The sequence below is a fragment of the Leucobacter chromiisoli genome (assembly GCF_016522505.1).
GTDB classification, from domain to species: Bacteria; Actinomycetota; Actinomycetes; order Actinomycetales; family Microbacteriaceae; genus Leucobacter; species Leucobacter chromiisoli.
On record NZ_JAEHOH010000007.1, the window covers coordinates 108541 to 125290 of the forward strand.

At 72.0% G+C, this 16750-nt stretch carries 15 protein-coding genes; 3 read left to right on the forward strand and 12 right to left on the reverse strand.

Features of this window, described 5'->3' with window-relative positions; translation table 11 throughout:
- Nucleotides 1-111: 111 nt before the first annotated feature.
- The gene (locus tag JD276_RS06310) at nucleotides 112-1557 is read left to right on the forward strand and encodes an L-lactate permease (RefSeq protein ID WP_200114814.1); all 1446 of its coding nucleotides are present in this window, start codon (nucleotides 112-114) and stop codon (nucleotides 1555-1557) included.
- A gap of 74 nt (nucleotides 1558-1631) precedes the next feature.
- On the opposite strand, the gene JD276_RS06315 is transcribed toward JD276_RS06310, so the two are convergent.
- The 11 genes from JD276_RS06315 to JD276_RS06365 form a co-directional block, all read right to left on the reverse strand.
- Nucleotides 1632-2912, reverse strand: coding sequence for an alanine racemase (locus tag JD276_RS06315; protein ID WP_233615406.1), 1281 nt, complete (start codon nucleotides 2910-2912; stop codon nucleotides 1632-1634).
- A 29-nt stretch (nucleotides 2913-2941) separates the two neighbouring features.
- Nucleotides 2942-3364, reverse strand: a complete 423-nt coding sequence (locus JD276_RS06320) for a RidA family protein (RefSeq protein ID WP_200114815.1) — start codon at nucleotides 3362-3364, stop codon at nucleotides 2942-2944.
- Nucleotides 3365-3427: 63 nt separating this feature from the next.
- The gene (locus JD276_RS06325) at nucleotides 3428-4258 is read right to left on the reverse strand and encodes an IclR family transcriptional regulator (RefSeq protein ID WP_200114816.1); all 831 of its coding nucleotides are present in this window, start codon (nucleotides 4256-4258) and stop codon (nucleotides 3428-3430) included.
- A gap of 4 nt (nucleotides 4259-4262) precedes the next feature.
- Entirely contained in the window at nucleotides 4263-5339 is a 1077-nt protein-coding gene (locus JD276_RS06330) for an NAD(P)/FAD-dependent oxidoreductase (protein ID WP_200114817.1), read from the reverse strand.
- Nucleotides 5336-6943, reverse strand: coding sequence for an N-acyl-D-amino-acid deacylase family protein (locus tag JD276_RS06335; protein ID WP_200114818.1), 1608 nt, complete (start codon nucleotides 6941-6943; stop codon nucleotides 5336-5338). Before JD276_RS06335 ends, JD276_RS06330 begins: the two co-directional genes overlap by 4 nt.
- Before the next feature lie 42 nt (nucleotides 6944-6985).
- Nucleotides 6986-8248, reverse strand: a complete 1263-nt coding sequence (locus tag JD276_RS06340) for a pyridoxal-phosphate dependent enzyme (protein ID WP_200114819.1) — start codon at nucleotides 8246-8248, stop codon at nucleotides 6986-6988.
- Nucleotides 8249-8256: 8 nt separating this feature from the next.
- The gene (locus JD276_RS06345; protein WP_200114820.1) at nucleotides 8257-9288 is read right to left on the reverse strand and encodes a Gfo/Idh/MocA family protein; all 1032 of its coding nucleotides are present in this window, start codon (nucleotides 9286-9288) and stop codon (nucleotides 8257-8259) included.
- An 89-nt stretch (nucleotides 9289-9377) separates the two neighbouring features.
- The gene (locus tag JD276_RS06350; protein WP_200114821.1) at nucleotides 9378-10820 is read right to left on the reverse strand and encodes an aldehyde dehydrogenase family protein; all 1443 of its coding nucleotides are present in this window, start codon (nucleotides 10818-10820) and stop codon (nucleotides 9378-9380) included.
- Between the two features lie 21 nt (nucleotides 10821-10841).
- A complete protein-coding gene (locus JD276_RS06355; RefSeq protein ID WP_200114822.1) occupies nucleotides 10842-11660 on the reverse strand; it encodes a carbohydrate ABC transporter permease in 819 nt (272 codons plus the stop codon).
- Nucleotides 11653-12600, reverse strand: coding sequence for a carbohydrate ABC transporter permease (locus JD276_RS06360; RefSeq protein ID WP_200114823.1), 948 nt, complete (start codon nucleotides 12598-12600; stop codon nucleotides 11653-11655). The genes JD276_RS06355 and JD276_RS06360 overlap by 8 nt, the downstream gene beginning before the upstream one ends.
- Nucleotides 12601-12660: 60 nt before the next feature.
- Nucleotides 12661-14112 carry an ABC transporter substrate-binding protein gene (locus tag JD276_RS06365; RefSeq protein ID WP_200114824.1) on the reverse strand — a complete coding sequence of 484 codons (1452 nt, stop codon included), beginning with the start codon at nucleotides 14110-14112 and terminating at the stop codon, nucleotides 12661-12663.
- Between the two features lie 172 nt (nucleotides 14113-14284).
- Between JD276_RS06365 and JD276_RS06370 the strand changes: the two genes are divergently transcribed.
- Nucleotides 14285-15313, forward strand: coding sequence for a sugar kinase (locus tag JD276_RS06370; protein ID WP_307866486.1), 1029 nt, complete (start codon nucleotides 14285-14287; stop codon nucleotides 15311-15313).
- Complete coding sequence (locus tag JD276_RS06375) at nucleotides 15310-15924, forward strand: bifunctional 4-hydroxy-2-oxoglutarate aldolase/2-dehydro-3-deoxy-phosphogluconate aldolase (protein WP_200114825.1); 615 nt, start codon at nucleotides 15310-15312, stop codon at nucleotides 15922-15924. Before JD276_RS06370 ends, JD276_RS06375 begins: the two co-directional genes overlap by 4 nt.
- 102 nt (nucleotides 15925-16026) lie before the next feature.
- Here the strand turns inward: JD276_RS06375 and JD276_RS06380 are convergent, their stop codons facing one another.
- Nucleotides 16027-16305, reverse strand: coding sequence for an HU family DNA-binding protein (locus tag JD276_RS06380; RefSeq protein ID WP_200114826.1), 279 nt, complete (start codon nucleotides 16303-16305; stop codon nucleotides 16027-16029).
- Nucleotides 16306-16750 lie beyond the last annotated feature (445 nt).

The window sequence follows — 16750 nt, forward strand, 5'->3', positions numbered from 1 at the left end:
GCGCAGCTCGGTGGCCCCGACTCGCCCATTTTATGGAATAGTCTTTCATAAACGGACGAGCCCGGCGCAGGAGCGGCCCGCGGCAGCGACACCCGACCGCGAAGGAGGCCGATGGATCCCCTCGATCTCGTCCTCGCCGCGCTGCCCGTCGCGGCGCTGATCGCGGCTCTCGCGCTGCGGGTGCCTCCGCTGCGGGCGGTGGCCATCGCCCTGCTCCTCACCCTCGCGCTGAGCTTCCGATTCCCCCTGGACGGCCCCGCCCTCGCCGCGGCGGGCGCCTCGCTCGCCGGGGTGACGCTCACGGTCGCGGCGATCATGCTCGGCGGGATCCTGCTCTCCAACATCCTCACGGCGTCCGGCGCGCAGGATGCCATCAGCGAGTGGCTCAACCGCGCCGCCGCCGATCCCGGCCGCGCCGTGCTGCTCATCGGCCTCGGCATCACGCCGTTCGTGGAGTCGGTGATCGGCTGGGGCGTCGGCGTGATCGTGGGGGCTCCCCTGCTCGTGAGGGCCGGGCTGAGTCCGACCCGGGCGTGCGCGGTCGCCCTGCTCGGCCTCCTCGTGTGCCCGTGGGGCACTCTCGGAACGGGCCTCCTCGTCGTCGCGGAGCTCGGCGGGCTCCCGCTGGCCGAGCTCGGGCCATGGGTCGCGGTGTTCAACCTCCCGGTGTACCTCGTGATGGGCTCCGCGATCTTCGCGGTCGGCCTCGGCCGTCGGGGCTCCGGGCGCCTGCTCGCCGAGTTCCTCTGCGCGGTGCTCGCGATGTGGCTCGTCCTCACGGCGGCGAACGCCTGGATCGCGCCCGCGCTCGGCGGCGTGCTCGCCTCCTTCGCCGGCATCGCCTGCCTGCTGGGATTCGCCGCGGCGTCGAGCCGGGGGCTCCCCCGACTCGATCGCGTCGCCGCGCGGGCGCTCGCGCCCTACGGGATCCTGGTCGGCGCCATCCTGATCGGCGTGACCGCGGCCCGGCTTCCGCTGCTCGAGGCGTTCGCCTGGCTCCTCGGGAACCCCGCGCCGTGGGTCGGCGTGGCGGTGGCGCTCGCTCCGCGGATCACGGGCCTCTCCGGCTCGGCGCTCCGCCGCAGTCTCCGCCGCGGCGTGACCCAGTGGGCACCGGTGTTCCTCGTCACGGCGCTCTTCCTCGTCTTCGGGGCCCTCCTGGCCTCGAACGGGATGAGCGACGCGCTCGCGGCCGCCGCCGCGAGCCTGCGCGGCTGGTTCCTCCCGCTGATCCCCGTCGTCGGCGCGCTCGTCGGCTACATCACGGCGTCCACCACGGCGACGGCGGCGCTGACCACACCCGGGCTCGCCGCGGTCGCGGGCTCGCTGCAGCTCGACCCGGGTCTCGTCGTGGGATCGATGACGGCCTCCTCGGGCGCGTCCATCATGGCCTCCCCGTCCAGGGTCGCCCTCGCGGCGAAGGTGAGCGAGCTCTCGGGGTCTGCGGGCGCTCGGGCCGTGGACGTGCCCCGGGTGGTGCGCATCGTGCTCCTCGCGAACGTCGGCGTCGCGGTGCTGCTCGCCCCCGCCACCGCGCTCGCGGCCGGGCTGCTCTAGCGGGCGGCGCCCTACTCGCCGAGTCGCCGGGGCTCGGCGGTTCGCCGGGGCTCACCGCCGGGGCGCGCCGGGGCTCAGAAGAGCGTGGCGATGGCGCCCGTGATCAGCGGATCCGGATCGTCGGCGCCCTCGACGGTCGCGATGATCGGCCACTTGTCGAAGGCGGTGCAGGGGTGCGACATGCCGAGCGGCACGACGTCTCCCGGGCGCAGATCGGCGACCCCCGCGCCGCGGAGGAAGGCGTGCTGGTCGTTCAGCGCCGAGACGCTCAGGGCGGGGACGCCCGCCGCGGAAGAGCCCGGCTCCGCCCCCGGCGCCGCGCCCGCCGCCATCCCGAGCGGGACGGGCAGGTCGACGTCGAACGCCAGGTCGCGCTTGCCCGCGTCCAGCAGCGCGAGCTCCGGCTCGGGAACGCTGAGGACGCGCGCCCAGACCCGCATCGACGCCGTCAGCGCGCGGCCGCCCCCGCGCAGGGGCGAGACCCGCGAGTACAGCCCGTCGTCATGGATCTGCGCGGCGCCCGACCTCAGCACGACGGTCGCCTCCGGCACCAGCGCCGAGAGCTCCTCCAGCACGAGATCGGGGTACGCGCTGCCCCCGGCCGAGACGATCGGGACGCCGTCGCGCACGAGACCGTCCCGGACCACCCGCGAGGCGGCCTCCCCGACGCGACGCAGGTACCCGCGCACCCGTTCGAGCGTGGCCGGGGCGCGGTCGGCCCCGAAGTGCCCCTCCCACCCCGCGACCCCCGCTAGACGCAGCGTCGAGCTCGCCGCCGCGGCCGCCGCGACGGCGCGCACCTCGTCGAGGGCGCGGGCCCCGGTGCGGCCGCCGGGGCCGCCAACGTCCACGAGCACGTCGATCGGGGCCCGCGCCCCGGCGCGCAGGCGCTCCTCCTCGAGGATCCCGACCGCGCGCTCGGAGTCGACCCACACCGTCAGCCGGCGGTCCGGCGACTCGTCGAGGCAGCGTGACAGACCGCGGATCGCGACCGGGTCCACGAGGTTGTTGGCGAGCAGCACGCGCTGCACCCCGTGCTCGAAGCCGGCGCGCGCCTGCCAGGGCGTCGCGAAGGTGATCCCCCGTGCCCCGGCCTCGATGGCGCTCGCCCAGAGGGCGGGCGCCATCGTCGTCTTGCCGTGCGGGAAGAGCTGCGCGCCGTGCTCGCCGACCCAGTCGAGCAGGCGCCTCTCGTTGCGCCGCACCGCCGCGACGTCGAGCGTCATCACCGGCGTCTGGAACCGCGACCGCCGCAGGCCGGCCTCCCCCACCCGGGAGAGGCGCCGGCCCCAGAGCTCCTCGGGGAACCCCTTGGCGGCCGGGGTGATCACGGGGTCGGGAACGATGACCGGCATGGGGATCTCCTTCGGGTCGGTCCTGGTCGCTACCGCGCCTCGAGCACCATCAGGGCGTCGATCTCGACGAGCATGTCCTCGTGGGGCAGCGTCACGAAGATCGTGGTGCGCGTGGGGAACACCCCCGAGGGGCAGAACTCCCGCACGTACTCGCCGTACGCCTCGTTCATACCGGCGAAGTGCTCGCGCTCGGTCAGGAACACGCGCAGGGACACGATGTCGTCGAAGCCGCCGCCCGCGGCCTCCGCGATGGCGCGGATGTTGTCGAGGGTTCTCCGGGTCTGCGCGGCGAGGTCCCCCTGGTGCAGGTAGGCCCCGGTCGCGGGATCCTGCGGGCCCTGACCCGAGATCGAGACGAGGTCGCCCGCCCTCACCGCCTGCGAGAAGGGCGCGATCGGGGTGGGGGCGTTCTGCGTCGAGACCTCGCTCTTGCCGCTGCGCTGCTCGTTCATCGTGTGCTCCGTTCCTGTTATTCCAGTGGTCTTCGAGGGTGCGGCCCTGCCGGTGCGCCCGGGTCAGGCCGACTCTCCGGTCGGCGGCCGGTACCCCAGCCGTCGGGAGATCTCCGCCGCCGCCCCGCTCACCGTGCGCCCGAGATCCTCCACCCGGTCGCGGTCGAAGCGAAGCGTGGGCGTGGAGACGCTGATGCCGGCGACGGGAGCCCCGGTGATGTCGAAGATCGCGGCCCCCACGCAGCAGATGCCGGGCTCGTTCACCTCGAGGTCGGTGCCGTAGCCGCGGAGGCGCGTGGCGTCGAGGGCGGCCTCGAACCGGTCGGGCGAGATCGCGTCGGCGTACTGCACCCGCGACAGCTCGACGGTGCGGTCGATCGTCTCCTGATCGGATGCGGCGAGGATCGACACCCCGATCGCCGTCGTGAGGGCGGGGTTCGTGCCGCCGACGCGCGACACCATGCGCACCGCGTTCGGGCTGTCGAGCTTCTCGACGTAGACGATCTGCGCGCCCGAGAGCACGCCGAGGTGGATCGTCTCGCCCGTCCGGTCCCGCAGCGCGGCCATCTGGGGCCCGGCCTCGGCCCTGAGGTCGAGCCCCTCGGCCAGCGCTCCCGCGAGCACGGCAGCGGACACGCCGATCGCGTAGTTGCCGTCGACGGTCTCGCGCACGAGGTCGTAGGCGCGCAGGGTGGCGAGCGCGCGGTGGACGGTCGGCACCGGATCCCCGAGCCGGCGCGCGAGCTCCGCCAGGGTCACCCCCCTCGGATGCTCGGCGAGCTCCATCAGCAGGCGGGCCGTGCGGTCCACCGCCTTCGCGCCATCGGGCCCGCGCCTCACCGTGCGCTGCTCGGCCTCCGCCGGCCGCTCGTCGACGGCTGCTCCTTCTGTCATCAGCTCAAGCCTCTCTCTCGGGAGACGAACGCTCCGCAGTCGCTGCGATCGTCTGGGCGGTAGCCTCCGCAAGCGCGGCGCTTGTCTGGAGACCATACCCGCCCTGGCCTGCGAGCCAGACGAAACCGGGCGCGGCGGGATCCCAGCCGGTGACGGGAACCTCCCGATCGCTGAAGCACCGCAGTCCCGCCCACGCGCGCTCGACGTCGGGCACGGGGACGGCGAGTCGATTCCGGGCCCGCTCCAGGACGCGGCGCACGGTCGCGGGTTCGGGCCGCGCGTCGCCGGGCTGCACGGGCTCCTCGTCGGAGGGGGACAGCAGCAGCGCCCCGCCGGCGGGCCGGGCGTAGAAGTCCATCTCGACGTCGGAGATCATCGGCGCGTGCGCGAGGCCGGCGTCCAGCCCGGAGGACGTCAGCGCGACGGTCCGCCGGTAGCTGCGGATGCCCCGCGGCTCGACGCCCGCGAGACCGGCGACGCGGTCGGCCCAGGCCCCCGCGGCGTTGACCACCACGGGGGCCGAGTACCGGCCTCGGGCGGTACGGATCTCCCACCGCCCGCCGCGGCGCTCGAGATGCTCCACCGCGGCGGAGGTCACGACCTCGGCGCCGCCGGCGGTGGCGTCGGCCAGGTAGGCGTCCAGGAGGCGATCGACGTCCACCTCGTACGCGTCCTCGTCGATCGCCCCCGCCCGGTACACGTCGGGATCGGCGAGCGGCAGCTCAGCCGCGAGCTCCGCGCCCTCCACGCGTCTGAGCGCGGGGAGGTGCTCGAGCATCAGCTCGAGCGGGCCGACGCCCGACGGCCTCGCCACCCAGCCGAGGGACCTCGGGGTCAGGATCTCCGTCCCGTGCCCGCTCTCCATCCCGCCGATGATCTCGATGGAGCGACGGGTGAGGGCGCGGATGTGGTCGGGTCCGTAGGAGGGCTGCATCTGCCGGGCCGAGCGCCCCGACGAGTGCACGGCGATCCTCGCCTCGGCCTCCAGCACCACGACGTCCCGGCGGTGCGCCAGGGCCGCGGCGAGCGACAGGCCGGCCACCCCCGCACCGACGATCACCGCATCCGCGCGCACCGTCACCGCGATGCTCCGATCCTCGAGACCCGATGCTGGGTTCCCGCCGCGACCCCCGTGGGGCGCCCGCCCTCCCAGGCGGCTTCGCCCGCCACGAAGACGCGCTCCACCCCGGTCGTGAGGCTCCTCGGGTCGGCGAAGTCGGCGGTGTCGCCGTAGCACCCGGGGTCGATGATCTGCAGGTCTGCCGGCATGCCCTCGGCGACGACCCCGGCCTCCACGCCGAAGCGGCGGGCGGAGGCGCCCGTCATCCGCCGCACCGCCTCCTCGCGCCCGAGGGGGCGCCCCGGCCCGGCGTACCTCGCGAGCACGCGCGGGAAGGTGCCGAAGAGCCGGGGATGCACGTAGCCGCGCTCGCGGGGCAGCCCGTCGGACCCGACGAGCGTGTGCGGCCACGCGAGGGCCGTCTCCATGCCCGCGATGTCGGTCTGGAAGAGCACGACCGTGAGGCCCGCGGCCTCCTCCAGCATGAGGTCGGCGAGGCAGTCGGCGGGGTCCGCGCCGCGCCGCGCCGCGATCTCACTGAGGGGACGGCCCTCGAACGGGAGGTTCTCCTCTCGCACGAATCCCGCGAGCAGCAGCTTCTCGGGTCCCAGCGAGGCGAAGTAGTTCTCGAGCGGGCCGTCCCAGGGCGCGCGCAGCTCCCGCAGCACGCGGCGCCGGGTCTCGGGGTCGGACAGCGCCTCGAGCAGTGACGCGGCGCCCCGGTCCGCCGACCAGGAGGGGAACAGCGTGACCGCGGTCGTGCTGCCCGCCGAGTACGGATAGACGTCCGCCGTCACATCGAGCCCCTCGTCGCGCGCACGGTCGAGCAGGTCGATGACGCGCGGCATCGTGCCGAAGTTGCCCGGGCCCGTCACCTTGAGATGGCTCACGTGCAGCGCGCATCCGGTCGCGCGGCCGAGGTCGAGGAACTCCTGCAGCGAGGCCTCGAGCCGATCCGCCTCGTTCCGCACGTGCGCGACGAGCAGCTTGCCCCGGCGCGCCACGGTCTCGGCGATCCGGCGCAGCTCATCGGGATCCGCCGCGTTGCCCGGCGAGTACATCAGCCCGAAGGAGAGCCCGGCGGCGCCGGCGCTCAGCGCCTCGTCGAGGCCTCCGCAGATCGCGTCGACCTCCGCTCCCCCGGCTGCGCGTCGCTGCGGTCCGGTCACGGCGGCGCGCAGCGGGCCGTGGGGCACGAGAGCGACCGAGTTGAGCGCGAGCGGGGCGTCGGCGAGCACGGAGATGAACTCCCCGAAGCTGCCGAAATCCTGCTCCGGGAAGTCTCCGAGCACCGGCCGGGAGTACTCCTCGATCATCGCGCGGTCGCCCGTCGGGGCGCAGCCGTGCCCGCAGTTGCCGATCACGGTGGTGGTGACCCCCTGCGAGAGCTTGGGGTCCATCGCCGCCTCGCGCAGCAGCGCGGCGTCGTCGTGGGAGTGCACGTCGACGAAGCCCGGCAGCACCTCGCGCCCGTCGGCCTCGACGACCCGCTCGTCGGCGCCGGGCTCGAGTGCGGGCGCGACCTCGACGATCACGCCGTCGCGCACGCGCACGTCCAGGCGGGCCGCGGGCGCGCCCGTGCCGTCGATGACCGTTCCTCGCTTGATGACGAATGGGCTCTTCACTGCTTCTCTCCAGTTCTCGGGTCGCCGGCCGACGCGTCCGGCTCAGTCCCGGATCGTCTCCCGGCGCGGCTCCGCCGCGGTCCCGACGGCCTCCGCCGCCTCCGCGAGCTCCAGCGCCGCCTCGATCGAGGCGGCTCGGAGCGGGGCGCGCTCCGTCTCCAGCGGGCGCTTGAACCCCGCGCCCGTCAACAGGCAGACGACGCGCTCCCCGGCCGACACGAGCCCGCGCTCGCGGAGCCCGGTCAGCGCGGCGACGCCGATGGCGCCCGCCGGCTCGACGTGCACGCCGGAGCGCTCCGCGAGGGTGCGTCGCTCGGAGGCGGTGCGCGCGTCGGGCACCGCGATGGCGGATCCGCCCGAGCGGCGCACCATCTCGAGCGTGAGCGTGCCGTCGTGCGCGTAGCCCCGCAGCGGGTCGTCGAGGCCCGACACGTCGGTCGTCACCCGCTCCCACTCGGTCACACGGTCCTCGCCCCGGTCCCAGGCCCTGGCGATCGGGCTGCAGCCCTCGGGCTGCGCGGCGATGACGCGGGGAACCGCGTCGACGAGGCCCCAGTCCCGCAGATCCTCGAACCCGGCGACCACGCCGTGCACGAGCGGCCCCGCGCTCGTCGGCACGATCACCGCGTCGGGCGCCTCGCCGAGCTGACGGAACAGGTCGTACGCGGTGCTCCGCAGCGCGGCGACCGCGGCCGGGTTCACGTAGGTGGTCGTCACGTTCGCGAACCCGGAGCGGCGACCCAGCTCCTTCGCCACGGCGAAGGAGACGCTGTAGTCGCCCTCGACGAGCAGCTGCACGGCCCCGTACGCGCCGCTCGCCAGCAGCTTGCCGGGCGGGGTGCCGGCCGGCATCACCAGGACGACCGGGATGCCGGCCCTCGCGCCGTAGGCGGCCGCCGAGGCCGCCGCATTGCCGCTCGACGCGCACACGATGCCCCTGCTGCCCTGCGCCGCGGCCTGCGCGACCCCCGCGGCCACCGCCCGGTCCTTGAAGGAGCCGGTCGGGCACAGATGGTCGAGCTTCAGGTGGGCGGACGCGAGGCCGTGCCGCTCGGCGAGGTTCGCGTCCGGGAGCAGCGGGGTCATGGTCTCGCCGAGGCTGAACCGGGATCCCTCGGGATCCAGGCCCAGCGGCTCGGCGTACTGCCAGATCCCCGGAGCCCCCTCGCGCACGCTGAACGCGCCGCCGCGGCGCCGCGCGGAGACCGGCGCCTCGCAGCTCAGGCAGGGGGATGCGTGCCCGTCCGCGTGGATCCTTCCGCACGCGACGCAGTGCAGCTCCCAGACGGCCTCGTGGCGCTCCATGCCGATCGTCAGCCCAGCAGGTCGGCGAGCTTCACGGGCTGCCCGGTCTCGATCGAGCGCAGGCAGGCCTCGATCATGGCGGTGTTGACCATGCCCTCGCGGAAGGTGCACTCGGGCGTCTTGCCGTCGAGCACGCAGTCGACGAAGTACTTCATCGGCGAGTACATGTAGTGGTTCAGCTGGCCCCAGCGGTCCCGCTTGCCGAGGGGCACCCACGGGTAGGAGTACTTCTCGGGGGTGGCGAACGAGATGCCCGAGAAGTCCTGGTCGTACTCGATCTTCCCGGTCTCGCTGTAGAGCACCATGTGGCAGTCGGTGACGCTCGGGTTGGAGTTGGGCACCACCCACGACGTCTCGAAGGTGACGTTCGCGCCCGAGGGGAACGACACCATCGCCTGCATCGCGTCGAACGTGTCGACGCCCTTCTGCTGCAGGATCCCCTTGTGCCCCGTCGCGTAGATCGTCTCGGGGACCTCGTCGATGATCCACGTCATGAGGTCGAACAGGTGCGGGAACAGGAACCAGTGGGGGCCGGAGCGGCCCGCCCAGGACAGCCACTTCTCCGCCACCTCGATGGCGTCCGAGAGCCGGATGTAGCCCATGTGGGGCTTGCCCATCTCGCCCGACGCCACCGTGTCCTTCACCATCGACCACTGGGGGTCCCAGCGCAGGTGGAAGTCGACCATGGACAGGCCGCTCGAGGCCTCCGCGAGTCGCACGAGCTCCTTCGCCTCGTCCAGCGAGGTGGTCAGAGGCTTCTCGACGAGCACGTTCTTGTTCGCCTCGAGCAGCGTCGAGACGGGGCCGAAGTGGGCGTGGTCGGGGGTCGCCACGCTGAAGGTGGTGATGTCGCTCGACGCGAGCTCGTCCACGCTCGTCGTCCAGTCGCAGCCGATCCTCGAGGCCACCTCGCGGGCCCGCTCCTCGTTCATGTCGCAGACCACGGCGACCTCGCTGCGGTGGTAGTCGTCGTACACCAGCGGGTGGTTCTGGCCCCAGATCCCGAGGCCGACCACTCCGACCTTGAGCTTCTCAGTCATTCGATCGTTCCTTTCGTCGTCGTTCTTCTGTTCGTCGTGCCGCCGATGCGCCGCACTGCGCGATTCGTCGCGCGTCCCCCGAGCGCCGGTCAGAACGTCGTCACGTCGAACGTGATCGTCTTGATCTCGGTCATCTCGAGGAGGGTGTGCATGCCGCCGAGGCGGCCGAGACCCGACATGGTCCCGCTGCCGCCGCCGAACGGCATGTGGATCTCCCAGTAGGTGGAGGCGTCGTTGATGTTCACGATGCCCGTGCGGAGGCGCTCCGCCACCGCGAAGGCGCGCGCCGCGGAGCGGCTCCACACCGCGCTGCACAGCCCGAACTGGGGCGCCTGCGCGATCTCGACCGCCTCCTCGGCCGAGTCGACCGGCACCAGCGGCACGATCGGGCCGAAGCTCTCGTAGCGCACGACGTCGGCCTCCGCCGGCACGCCCGTCAGCACCGTCGGAGCGTAGTAGAGGCTGCTCGGGTCGTCGCGGCGGCCGCCGGCGGCGACCGATGCGCCCCGCCCCTCCGCGTCGAGGATGTGCGCGTCCATCTTCGCCGCGGTCGCCTCGTTGTTGAGCGGCCCCATCGTCGTGCCGGGATCGGCGGGATCGCCGCTGACGATGCTCCGCGTCTCCTCGAGCACGAGCGCGGCGAGCTCGTCGTGCACGCCCCGCTCGACGAGCACGACCTCGGTCGCGGCGCACACCTGGCCGCCGTTGAAGTAGGCGCCCGCCGCGATCGCCTTCGCGGCGGCGGGAAGATCGGCGTCGTCGAGCACGATCGTCGGCCCGTTGCCGCCGAGCTCCAGGAGCAGGGGCTTCCCGGCGGCCCGCCTCGCGATCGACATCCCCGTCGCGGTCGAGCCGGTGAAGCCGACGCCGTCGATGTCGGGGTGCCCGACCAGCGCGTCGCCGACCACGTCTCCGGGGCCCGTGACGAGGTTCAGGGCGCCGGCGGGGATCCCGCTGGCCGCGAGCACCTCCGCGAACCTCACGGCCACGTGCGAGGTCGACGGGGCCGGGACCCACACGACGGCGTTGCCGGTGGCGAGCGCCGGGGCCAGGTACTCGGTGGGGATGTTCACCGGGAAGTTCCACGGGGTGATCACCGCGTACACGCCGCGCGGGCGGCGCACGCTGAGCACCTTCTTATTGGGGTTCTCGGCGTGCGGCACGACGCCGTCGAGGTGACGCACGTGACCGGCCGCGTCGCGGAAGCCCTTCGCGGCGGTCAGGATCTCGCCGCGCGCCTCCGCCTCGAGCGGCTTGCCCTGATCCTCGCTGAGGGCCCGGGCGAGCTCGTCGGCGTGCTCGACGATGGCGGCCGCCACCGCCTCGCACCACTCGGCGCGCTGCTCGACGCTCGTGGCCGCCAGCTCGGCCGCCGCGCCGCGCGCCGCGCGCACCGCCCGGTCGACGTCCTCGACGGTGCCGAGCGCGACGTCCGCCAGGCGCTCGCCCGTGGCCGGGTTGTACGCGGCGAAGGACTCGCCGCCGGCGGGATCGACCCACTCGCCGCCGATCAGAAGCCTGTGCTGTGTCATGGTGGTTCTCCTAACTGGTGGTTACTTGACCGCGCCGAAGGTGAGGCCGCTCACGATGTGCCTGCGGAAGATGAAGAAGAGGAGCATGGGCACGATCATGCTCATCACCGCGGTGGCGCCGATGTAGGTCCAGTTCACGCCGCTCGTGGCGTAGAAGCTCAGGGCGCGGACGGTGAGGGGGATGCTGTCCCCGCTCGTCAGCGGCATCACGAACAGCAGGTTGTTCCAGCCGAAGCAGAACACGAAGATCCCGGCGACCAGCAGCCCGGGCCTGAGCACCGGGAGGAACACCTGCACCAGGATCCGCCAGCGGGAGCAGCCGTCGAGCAGCGCGGCCTCCTCGATCTCGACCGGGAGCTCCTCGAAGAAGCTCCGCAGCAGCAGGACCGCGAGCGGGATCGAGAAGGTCTGGAACGCGATCACCGCGGCCCAGTTCGTGCCGACGACGCCGATCGTGGTGAGCATGATGAAGAGGGGGATGACGAAGACGACGGGCGGGGCGAGCATCAGGCTGAGGTACCACATCCCGAGCAGGTTCCTGCCGCGATAGCGCCAGCGCGTGAGGCCGTAGCAGGCCATGATGGCGAGCGGCATGGCGACGAGCGTGGCGAGGCCGGCCTGCACGACGCTCGCGAGCAGTGAGCTCAGGCCGCCCCCCGACGAGAACAGGTAGGCGAAGGGCCCGAAGTCCGGCGTGAAGACGAGTTGCAGCGGCTCGTTCGCGGTGATGTCCGTCGGCCTGATGGCCATGAGCAGCATCCAGAGGACCGGAGCGAGGAACACCAGCGACGCGATGATGAGGAGGGCGTACTGCAGCACCCGCAGGATGACTCTAGACATTCCGCGTCCTTCCCTTGCGGTTCGACACGACGAAGTAGACGTTGATGAACACGCCCACGATGATCGACGCGAGCATCGTCAGCGCCGAGGCGAACCCGATGTTGTAGCTGTTGAGGCCCGCCATGAAGATCTCGAAGCCGACGGTGGTCGTGCTGCCGCCGGGGCCGCCCCGGGTCTGCACGTAGATGATGTCGAACACGTTGAACGACTGGATGAAGCGCAGCAGCGCGACCGTCGCGAGCGCCGTGCCGATCATCGGGAGCGTGATCGAGCTCAGGATCCTGAACCCGCCCGCCCCGTCGACCCTCGCGGCCTCCACCACGTCCTGGGGCACGCCCTGCAGCGCGGCGAGCGCGATCAGCGCGACGAACGGGGTCCACTGCCAGATGTCGGTGATCATGAGGGCCGGCATCGCGCTCGCGGGATCGCCCAGGATCCCGGCCTCCGGCACGTGGATCCCGAGCTTCTCCATGACGGCGGGCACGAGACCGGTGCCCGAGGTGTACATGCTGCGGAAGGTGAGACCCGCGATGGCGGGGGCGATGGCCACGGGCATGATGAGGATCGCGCGGGCGACGCCGACGCCGACGAGGCGCTCGCGCAGCAGCAGGGCGAGCGCGACGCCGAGCACCATCTCGACGGCGGTGACGACGATGCAGAAGGTGAGCGTGTTGACGATCGCGCCGAGGAAGTCGGGGTCGCCGAGCGCACGCGCGTAGTTGGCGAACCCCACGAAACCGCCGGGCTCCACTGAGACGCCGAGGTTGTAGAACCGGAAGCTGTTGAAGACCGCGAAGATCAGCGGGTAGAGGCTCACGATCAGCAGCACCAGGATGCTGGGGATCAGCCAGGGGGCGGGTCCGCTGAAGAAGCGCCGGCTCCGTGACGAACCCGGCGGCGCTACCACCGGGTGCGCCGAGGTGTGCAGCTTGTCAGCCATAAGACGTGCATTCCTTCCTGGACGGGTGCCCGGCCCATGCGGCCGGGCACCCGGCTCGGATCAACCGGCGAGCTCCTGGAGCAGCGGCTCCGTGCCGTCGCGGGGGGCGTCGTAGCTCTCGCCCTCCCAGGGGATGAAGCCCTCCTCCTCGAGGATCGACGCGAGGTCCGAGTTGATCCGCTCGGCGGTCTCCTCGCCCGTCATGTCGTCGACGAGCATCTTGTTGAGCGTGTTGCCGATGCTCTGCTCGAGCGTCGCGTAGTTCTGGATCGGCGGGCGCACCGTCTTGCCGTTGCCCTCGTTGATCATCTCCAGCTGCACGGGCAGGCTCGGGTACGCCTCGACGAGCTCGGCGTCCTCGTACAGCGACGCCCGGCTGAAGTCGGAGAACTGCCGCATGTCGAGCAGGGCCATCTTCTTCTGGGTCTCGGCGCTGCTCGCCCACTTCACGAACTCCCAGGCCGCGTCCTTCTTCCCGGAGTTGGCGCCCACGCCGAAGGCGAAGCCGCCGATGTTGATCACCTGGTCCTGACCCGGCTCCTGGGGCATCGCCGCCAGCGCGTAGTCGTCGACCGCGGCCGACTCGGTCGTGCCCATGTACTCGGTGCGCTGCACCAGGTAGGAGTAGGGCGTCCAGTGGTACATCATGCCGACGTCGCCCGAGCCGAAGCGGGTGCCGGCGTCGAACCAGAGATAGTTGATCGACTCGGCGGGCGAGTTCTTGTAGAGCTCGCGGTAGAACTCCATCGACTCGACGCTCTCCTCGGAGTCCCAGGTGGGCGTGAAATCCCACTCCGAGGCGTCCGGGAAGGCCTCGAACCAGCGCGCGCCCTTGCTCGCGGCGAGCTGCGTGTACATGTGGTTGATGGGCTGCGGCCCCGACCCGAGCACGACCGTGCCGTACATGTCGGTGCCGTCGACGTTCTGCCCCTGGATCTGCTCGACGATCTCCATGTACCGGTCCCAGGTCCAGTCCTCGGAGGCCTCCTGCGGCGGAGCCTCGATCCCGAGCGCCTCGAAGACGCTGGGACGGTAGAAGACGGCGGCGCCGTACGTCGCGACCGGCAGGGTGTAGAGCTCGCCCTTCCACTCGCTGAGGCTGTGCAGGGAGGCGGGCACGAAGTCCTCGATCTGCACCTCGTCGTTGTCCTCGACGATCCGCTCGCTGAGCGGCTCGAGCCACCCCGACTCCGCGAAGCGCGAGAGCCACATCGAGTCGGGCGCGATGACGTCGATGTCACCCTGGTTCGCCGTGAACGAGTTCGTCGCACGGGAGTTGAGGGTGTCGTAGTCGACACCCTCGAGATTGACCGTGATGCCCGTCTCCTCCTCGAATTCGGGCAGCACCTCCTCCAGCGCGTAGAAGAACGGATCCTGCAGCGCGAGGACGTTGATCTCGGTACCCGAGAGATCGCCGTCGGAGCCGCCTGAGTCCGGAGCAGAACACGCCGTCATCGCGATCGCCGCCGTGGCGATCACCGCGATGCCGCCGCTGATGCGTGAGGGCTTCACTCGCATAATTCCTCCTGGTTGTCACTCGACGCTGTTGTCGAGTAGCGGGCAGTTCATTATATTCTGGAAGCCTATTCCAAAATCAAGACGCATTTGGTTACAGTGTTGCTGCGGGGCTGTTACGGCACCGAGGCGAGACAGCCCGCCCCGAGACACCCGCAAGGAGAGCGACGTGACAGAGTTCCCCATCGAGCGAGGCCCGCAGCCCCCCGAAGTCGAGGTGCTCTGCATCGGAGAGACCATGGTGATGGTCGCCCCCACCCCGCCCGGCCCGCTCACGGACCCCGGCACCGCGCTCAGACTGAGCATCGGAGGCGCCGAGTCGAACGTCGCGATGAGCCTGGCCCAGCTCGGCATCTCCGCGGGCTGGTGGAGCCGGCTGAGCGACGATCCCCTGGGGCACTTCGTGCACGACCTCATCGCGGAGCACCTCGTCGACACCCGCAGCGTCGAGTTCGACGAGATCCGCCCCACCGGCCTGTACCTGAAGGATCAGGCCTCGGGCGAGACCAGGGTCACCTACTACCGCCAGGGCTCGGCCGCGTCGGCGATGTCGCCCCGCGACCGCGGGCGGCTGCCGGCCTGGACGAGGCTCCTGCACCTCTCCGGCATCACGCCCGCGCTGTCGCCCGGCGCGGACGCCCTGGTCGAGGAGCTCCTCGACGCGCCCCGGCCGGCCGGGCGGCGGGTCTCCTTCGACATCAACCACCGGCCTCCCCTCTGGAGCGCTGAGGAGGCCGGCGCCCGGCTGCACGCACTCGCGGCCAAGGCCGACATCGTCTTCGTCGGCCTCGACGAGGCGCACCGCATCTGGAACACCGCCACCCCCGACGAGGTGCGCGCGCTCCTGCCCGCCGTGCCCCAGCTCGTGGTCAAGGACGGGCCCCGGGCGGCCTGCGCCTACACCGCCGCGGGGGTCACCCGCGTACCCGCACCGCCCGCCGAGGTCACCGAGGTGGTCGGAGCCGGCGACGCGTTCGCGGCGGGCTATCTCGCCGCCGAGCTCCGGGGGCTTCCGACCCGCCGGGCGCTCATGGCGGGTCACCTCGCGGCCCGGGAGGCCATCAAGATCACCTCGGACGTGCCCGCCCTGCCGCGCCTGGACTCGCTGCTCGACGAGGCGCCCCGCATCTGGGCCGCCGCGGATGCGCCGCTGCGCCCCGCACCCGACAGCCCGCCCCTCGCGAAGGAGAACCGATGAACGCGCAGCAGGAACTCTCGAGGCTCATGGACCGAAGCCCGGTGATGGCGATCCTCAGGGGGATGCCCCCGGCGCAGGCCGTCGCGCTCGCGACGCGGGCCTGGGATCTCGGCATCGACATGGTCGAGGTGCCCATTCAGACCCCCGAGTTCGTGCCCGCGCTGGAGGCGGTCGTGGCGGCGGGTCGCGAGCGCGGCCGCGCGGTGGGCGCCGGCACCGTCGTCGACGAGGCGCAGCTCGCGACCATCGCCGGCATCGGCGTCGACTTCGCCGTGGCGCCCGGGCTCGACGTGCGTCTGGCGCACGAGTCGGAGCGGCGCGGCATCCCCTTCATCCCGGGTGTCGCCACGCCCACCGAGGTGCAGCTGGCCCGCGCGGCCGGCTTCGGCTGGATCAAGGCCTTCCCCGCCACCGCGCTCGGCACGGCCTGGTTCCGCGCCATCCGGGGGCCCTTCCCCGACCTCTCGCTGGTGGCCACCGGCGGGATCGACGCGAGCAACGCCGCGGACTACCTCGCGGCGGGGGCGCGCATGGTCGCGGTGGGCTCGGCGCTCGAGGATCCGAGTCAGCTCGACGAGCTGAGCCGCCTCCTCGGGGAGCGCACCGTCTGAGCGGCCCCTCCGCTTCACCGAGAACGGCCGTTCGCGCCGCGCCCGAGAACGACGAAGCCCCCGGACGCCGAGCGTCCGGGGGCTTCGCGAAAGCAGGGGGCCTTACTTGACCGCGGCCTTCAGCTTGCTGCCGACCGAGACCTTGACGCGCTTGCCGGCGGGGATCTCGATGGTCTCGCCGGTGCGGGGGTTGCGGCCGGTGCGAGCGGCGGTGGTGGCGGTCTCGAAGGAGATCCAGCCGGGGATCGAGACCTTCTCGCCAGCGGCGACGGTCTCGGACACGGCCGCGAACAGCCCGTCGACAACGCTGGAGACCGCTGCCTGGCTCTGGCCGGTCTCAGCGGCGATCTTCGCGACGAGCTCAGTCTTGTTCAGTGACATCTCTTAGTCCTTCCGGGCTGGCCACTCGGACCCAGTCCCCTGATCGTGTGCAAGTGCCCCCCGTCGAAACGGGAGACGATCGGTTGATCGCTACGAATCTACCTCACATCGGCGGAATCATGCGGGTGTTCTCACAGCTTTTCCTCACTCCGAGGCGTTTTCCGCGACGGGTGTGTGTCAAACGAGGCGGAAACGCCCCCTGCGGGCGGTAGGACCGGAGCGCGGAGCGAGCCCGACCGCGGAACGGGCGGAGCGGGCGGCGGGACCGGAGCGCGGAGCGGGCGGACGCCTCTCCCGGAATCCCGGCAGGTGGTCAGCAGGTGCTCGGGATTCTCGAATAACGGACGTCTACTGACGACCTGTGCCGGGGGAACGCAGAAGCGGCCCGGATCCGACAGGGGATCCGGGGCGCGTATGGAGGCGAGCCCGTACCAGGGCGACATGG

Excerpts from the sequence above, each read along its gene's own strand:
- JD276_RS06310 (WP_200114814.1), top strand. The coding sequence starts at position 112 with ATGGATCCCCTCGATCTCGTCCTCGCCGCGCTGCCCGTCGCGGCGCTG.
- JD276_RS06315 (WP_233615406.1), bottom strand. The coding sequence starts at position 2,912 with ATGCCGGTCATCGTTCCCGACCCCGTGATCACCCCGGCCGCCAAGGGG.
- JD276_RS06320 (WP_200114815.1), bottom strand. The coding sequence starts at position 3,364 with ATGAACGAGCAGCGCAGCGGCAAGAGCGAGGTCTCGACGCAGAACGCC.
- JD276_RS06325 (WP_200114816.1), bottom strand. The coding sequence starts at position 4,258 with ATGACAGAAGGAGCAGCCGTCGACGAGCGGCCGGCGGAGGCCGAGCAG.
- JD276_RS06340 (WP_200114819.1), bottom strand. The coding sequence starts at position 8,248 with ATGGAGCGCCACGAGGCCGTCTGGGAGCTGCACTGCGTCGCGTGCGGA.
- JD276_RS06345 (WP_200114820.1), bottom strand. The coding sequence starts at position 9,288 with ATGACTGAGAAGCTCAAGGTCGGAGTGGTCGGCCTCGGGATCTGGGGC.
- JD276_RS06350 (WP_200114821.1), bottom strand. The coding sequence starts at position 10,820 with ATGACACAGCACAGGCTTCTGATCGGCGGCGAGTGGGTCGATCCCGCC.
- JD276_RS06355 (WP_200114822.1), bottom strand. The coding sequence starts at position 11,660 with ATGTCTAGAGTCATCCTGCGGGTGCTGCAGTACGCCCTCCTCATCATC.
- JD276_RS06360 (WP_200114823.1), bottom strand. The coding sequence starts at position 12,600 with ATGGCTGACAAGCTGCACACCTCGGCGCACCCGGTGGTAGCGCCGCCG.
- JD276_RS06375 (WP_200114825.1), top strand. The coding sequence starts at position 15,310 with ATGAACGCGCAGCAGGAACTCTCGAGGCTCATGGACCGAAGCCCGGTG.
- JD276_RS06380 (WP_200114826.1), bottom strand. The coding sequence starts at position 16,305 with ATGTCACTGAACAAGACTGAGCTCGTCGCGAAGATCGCCGCTGAGACC.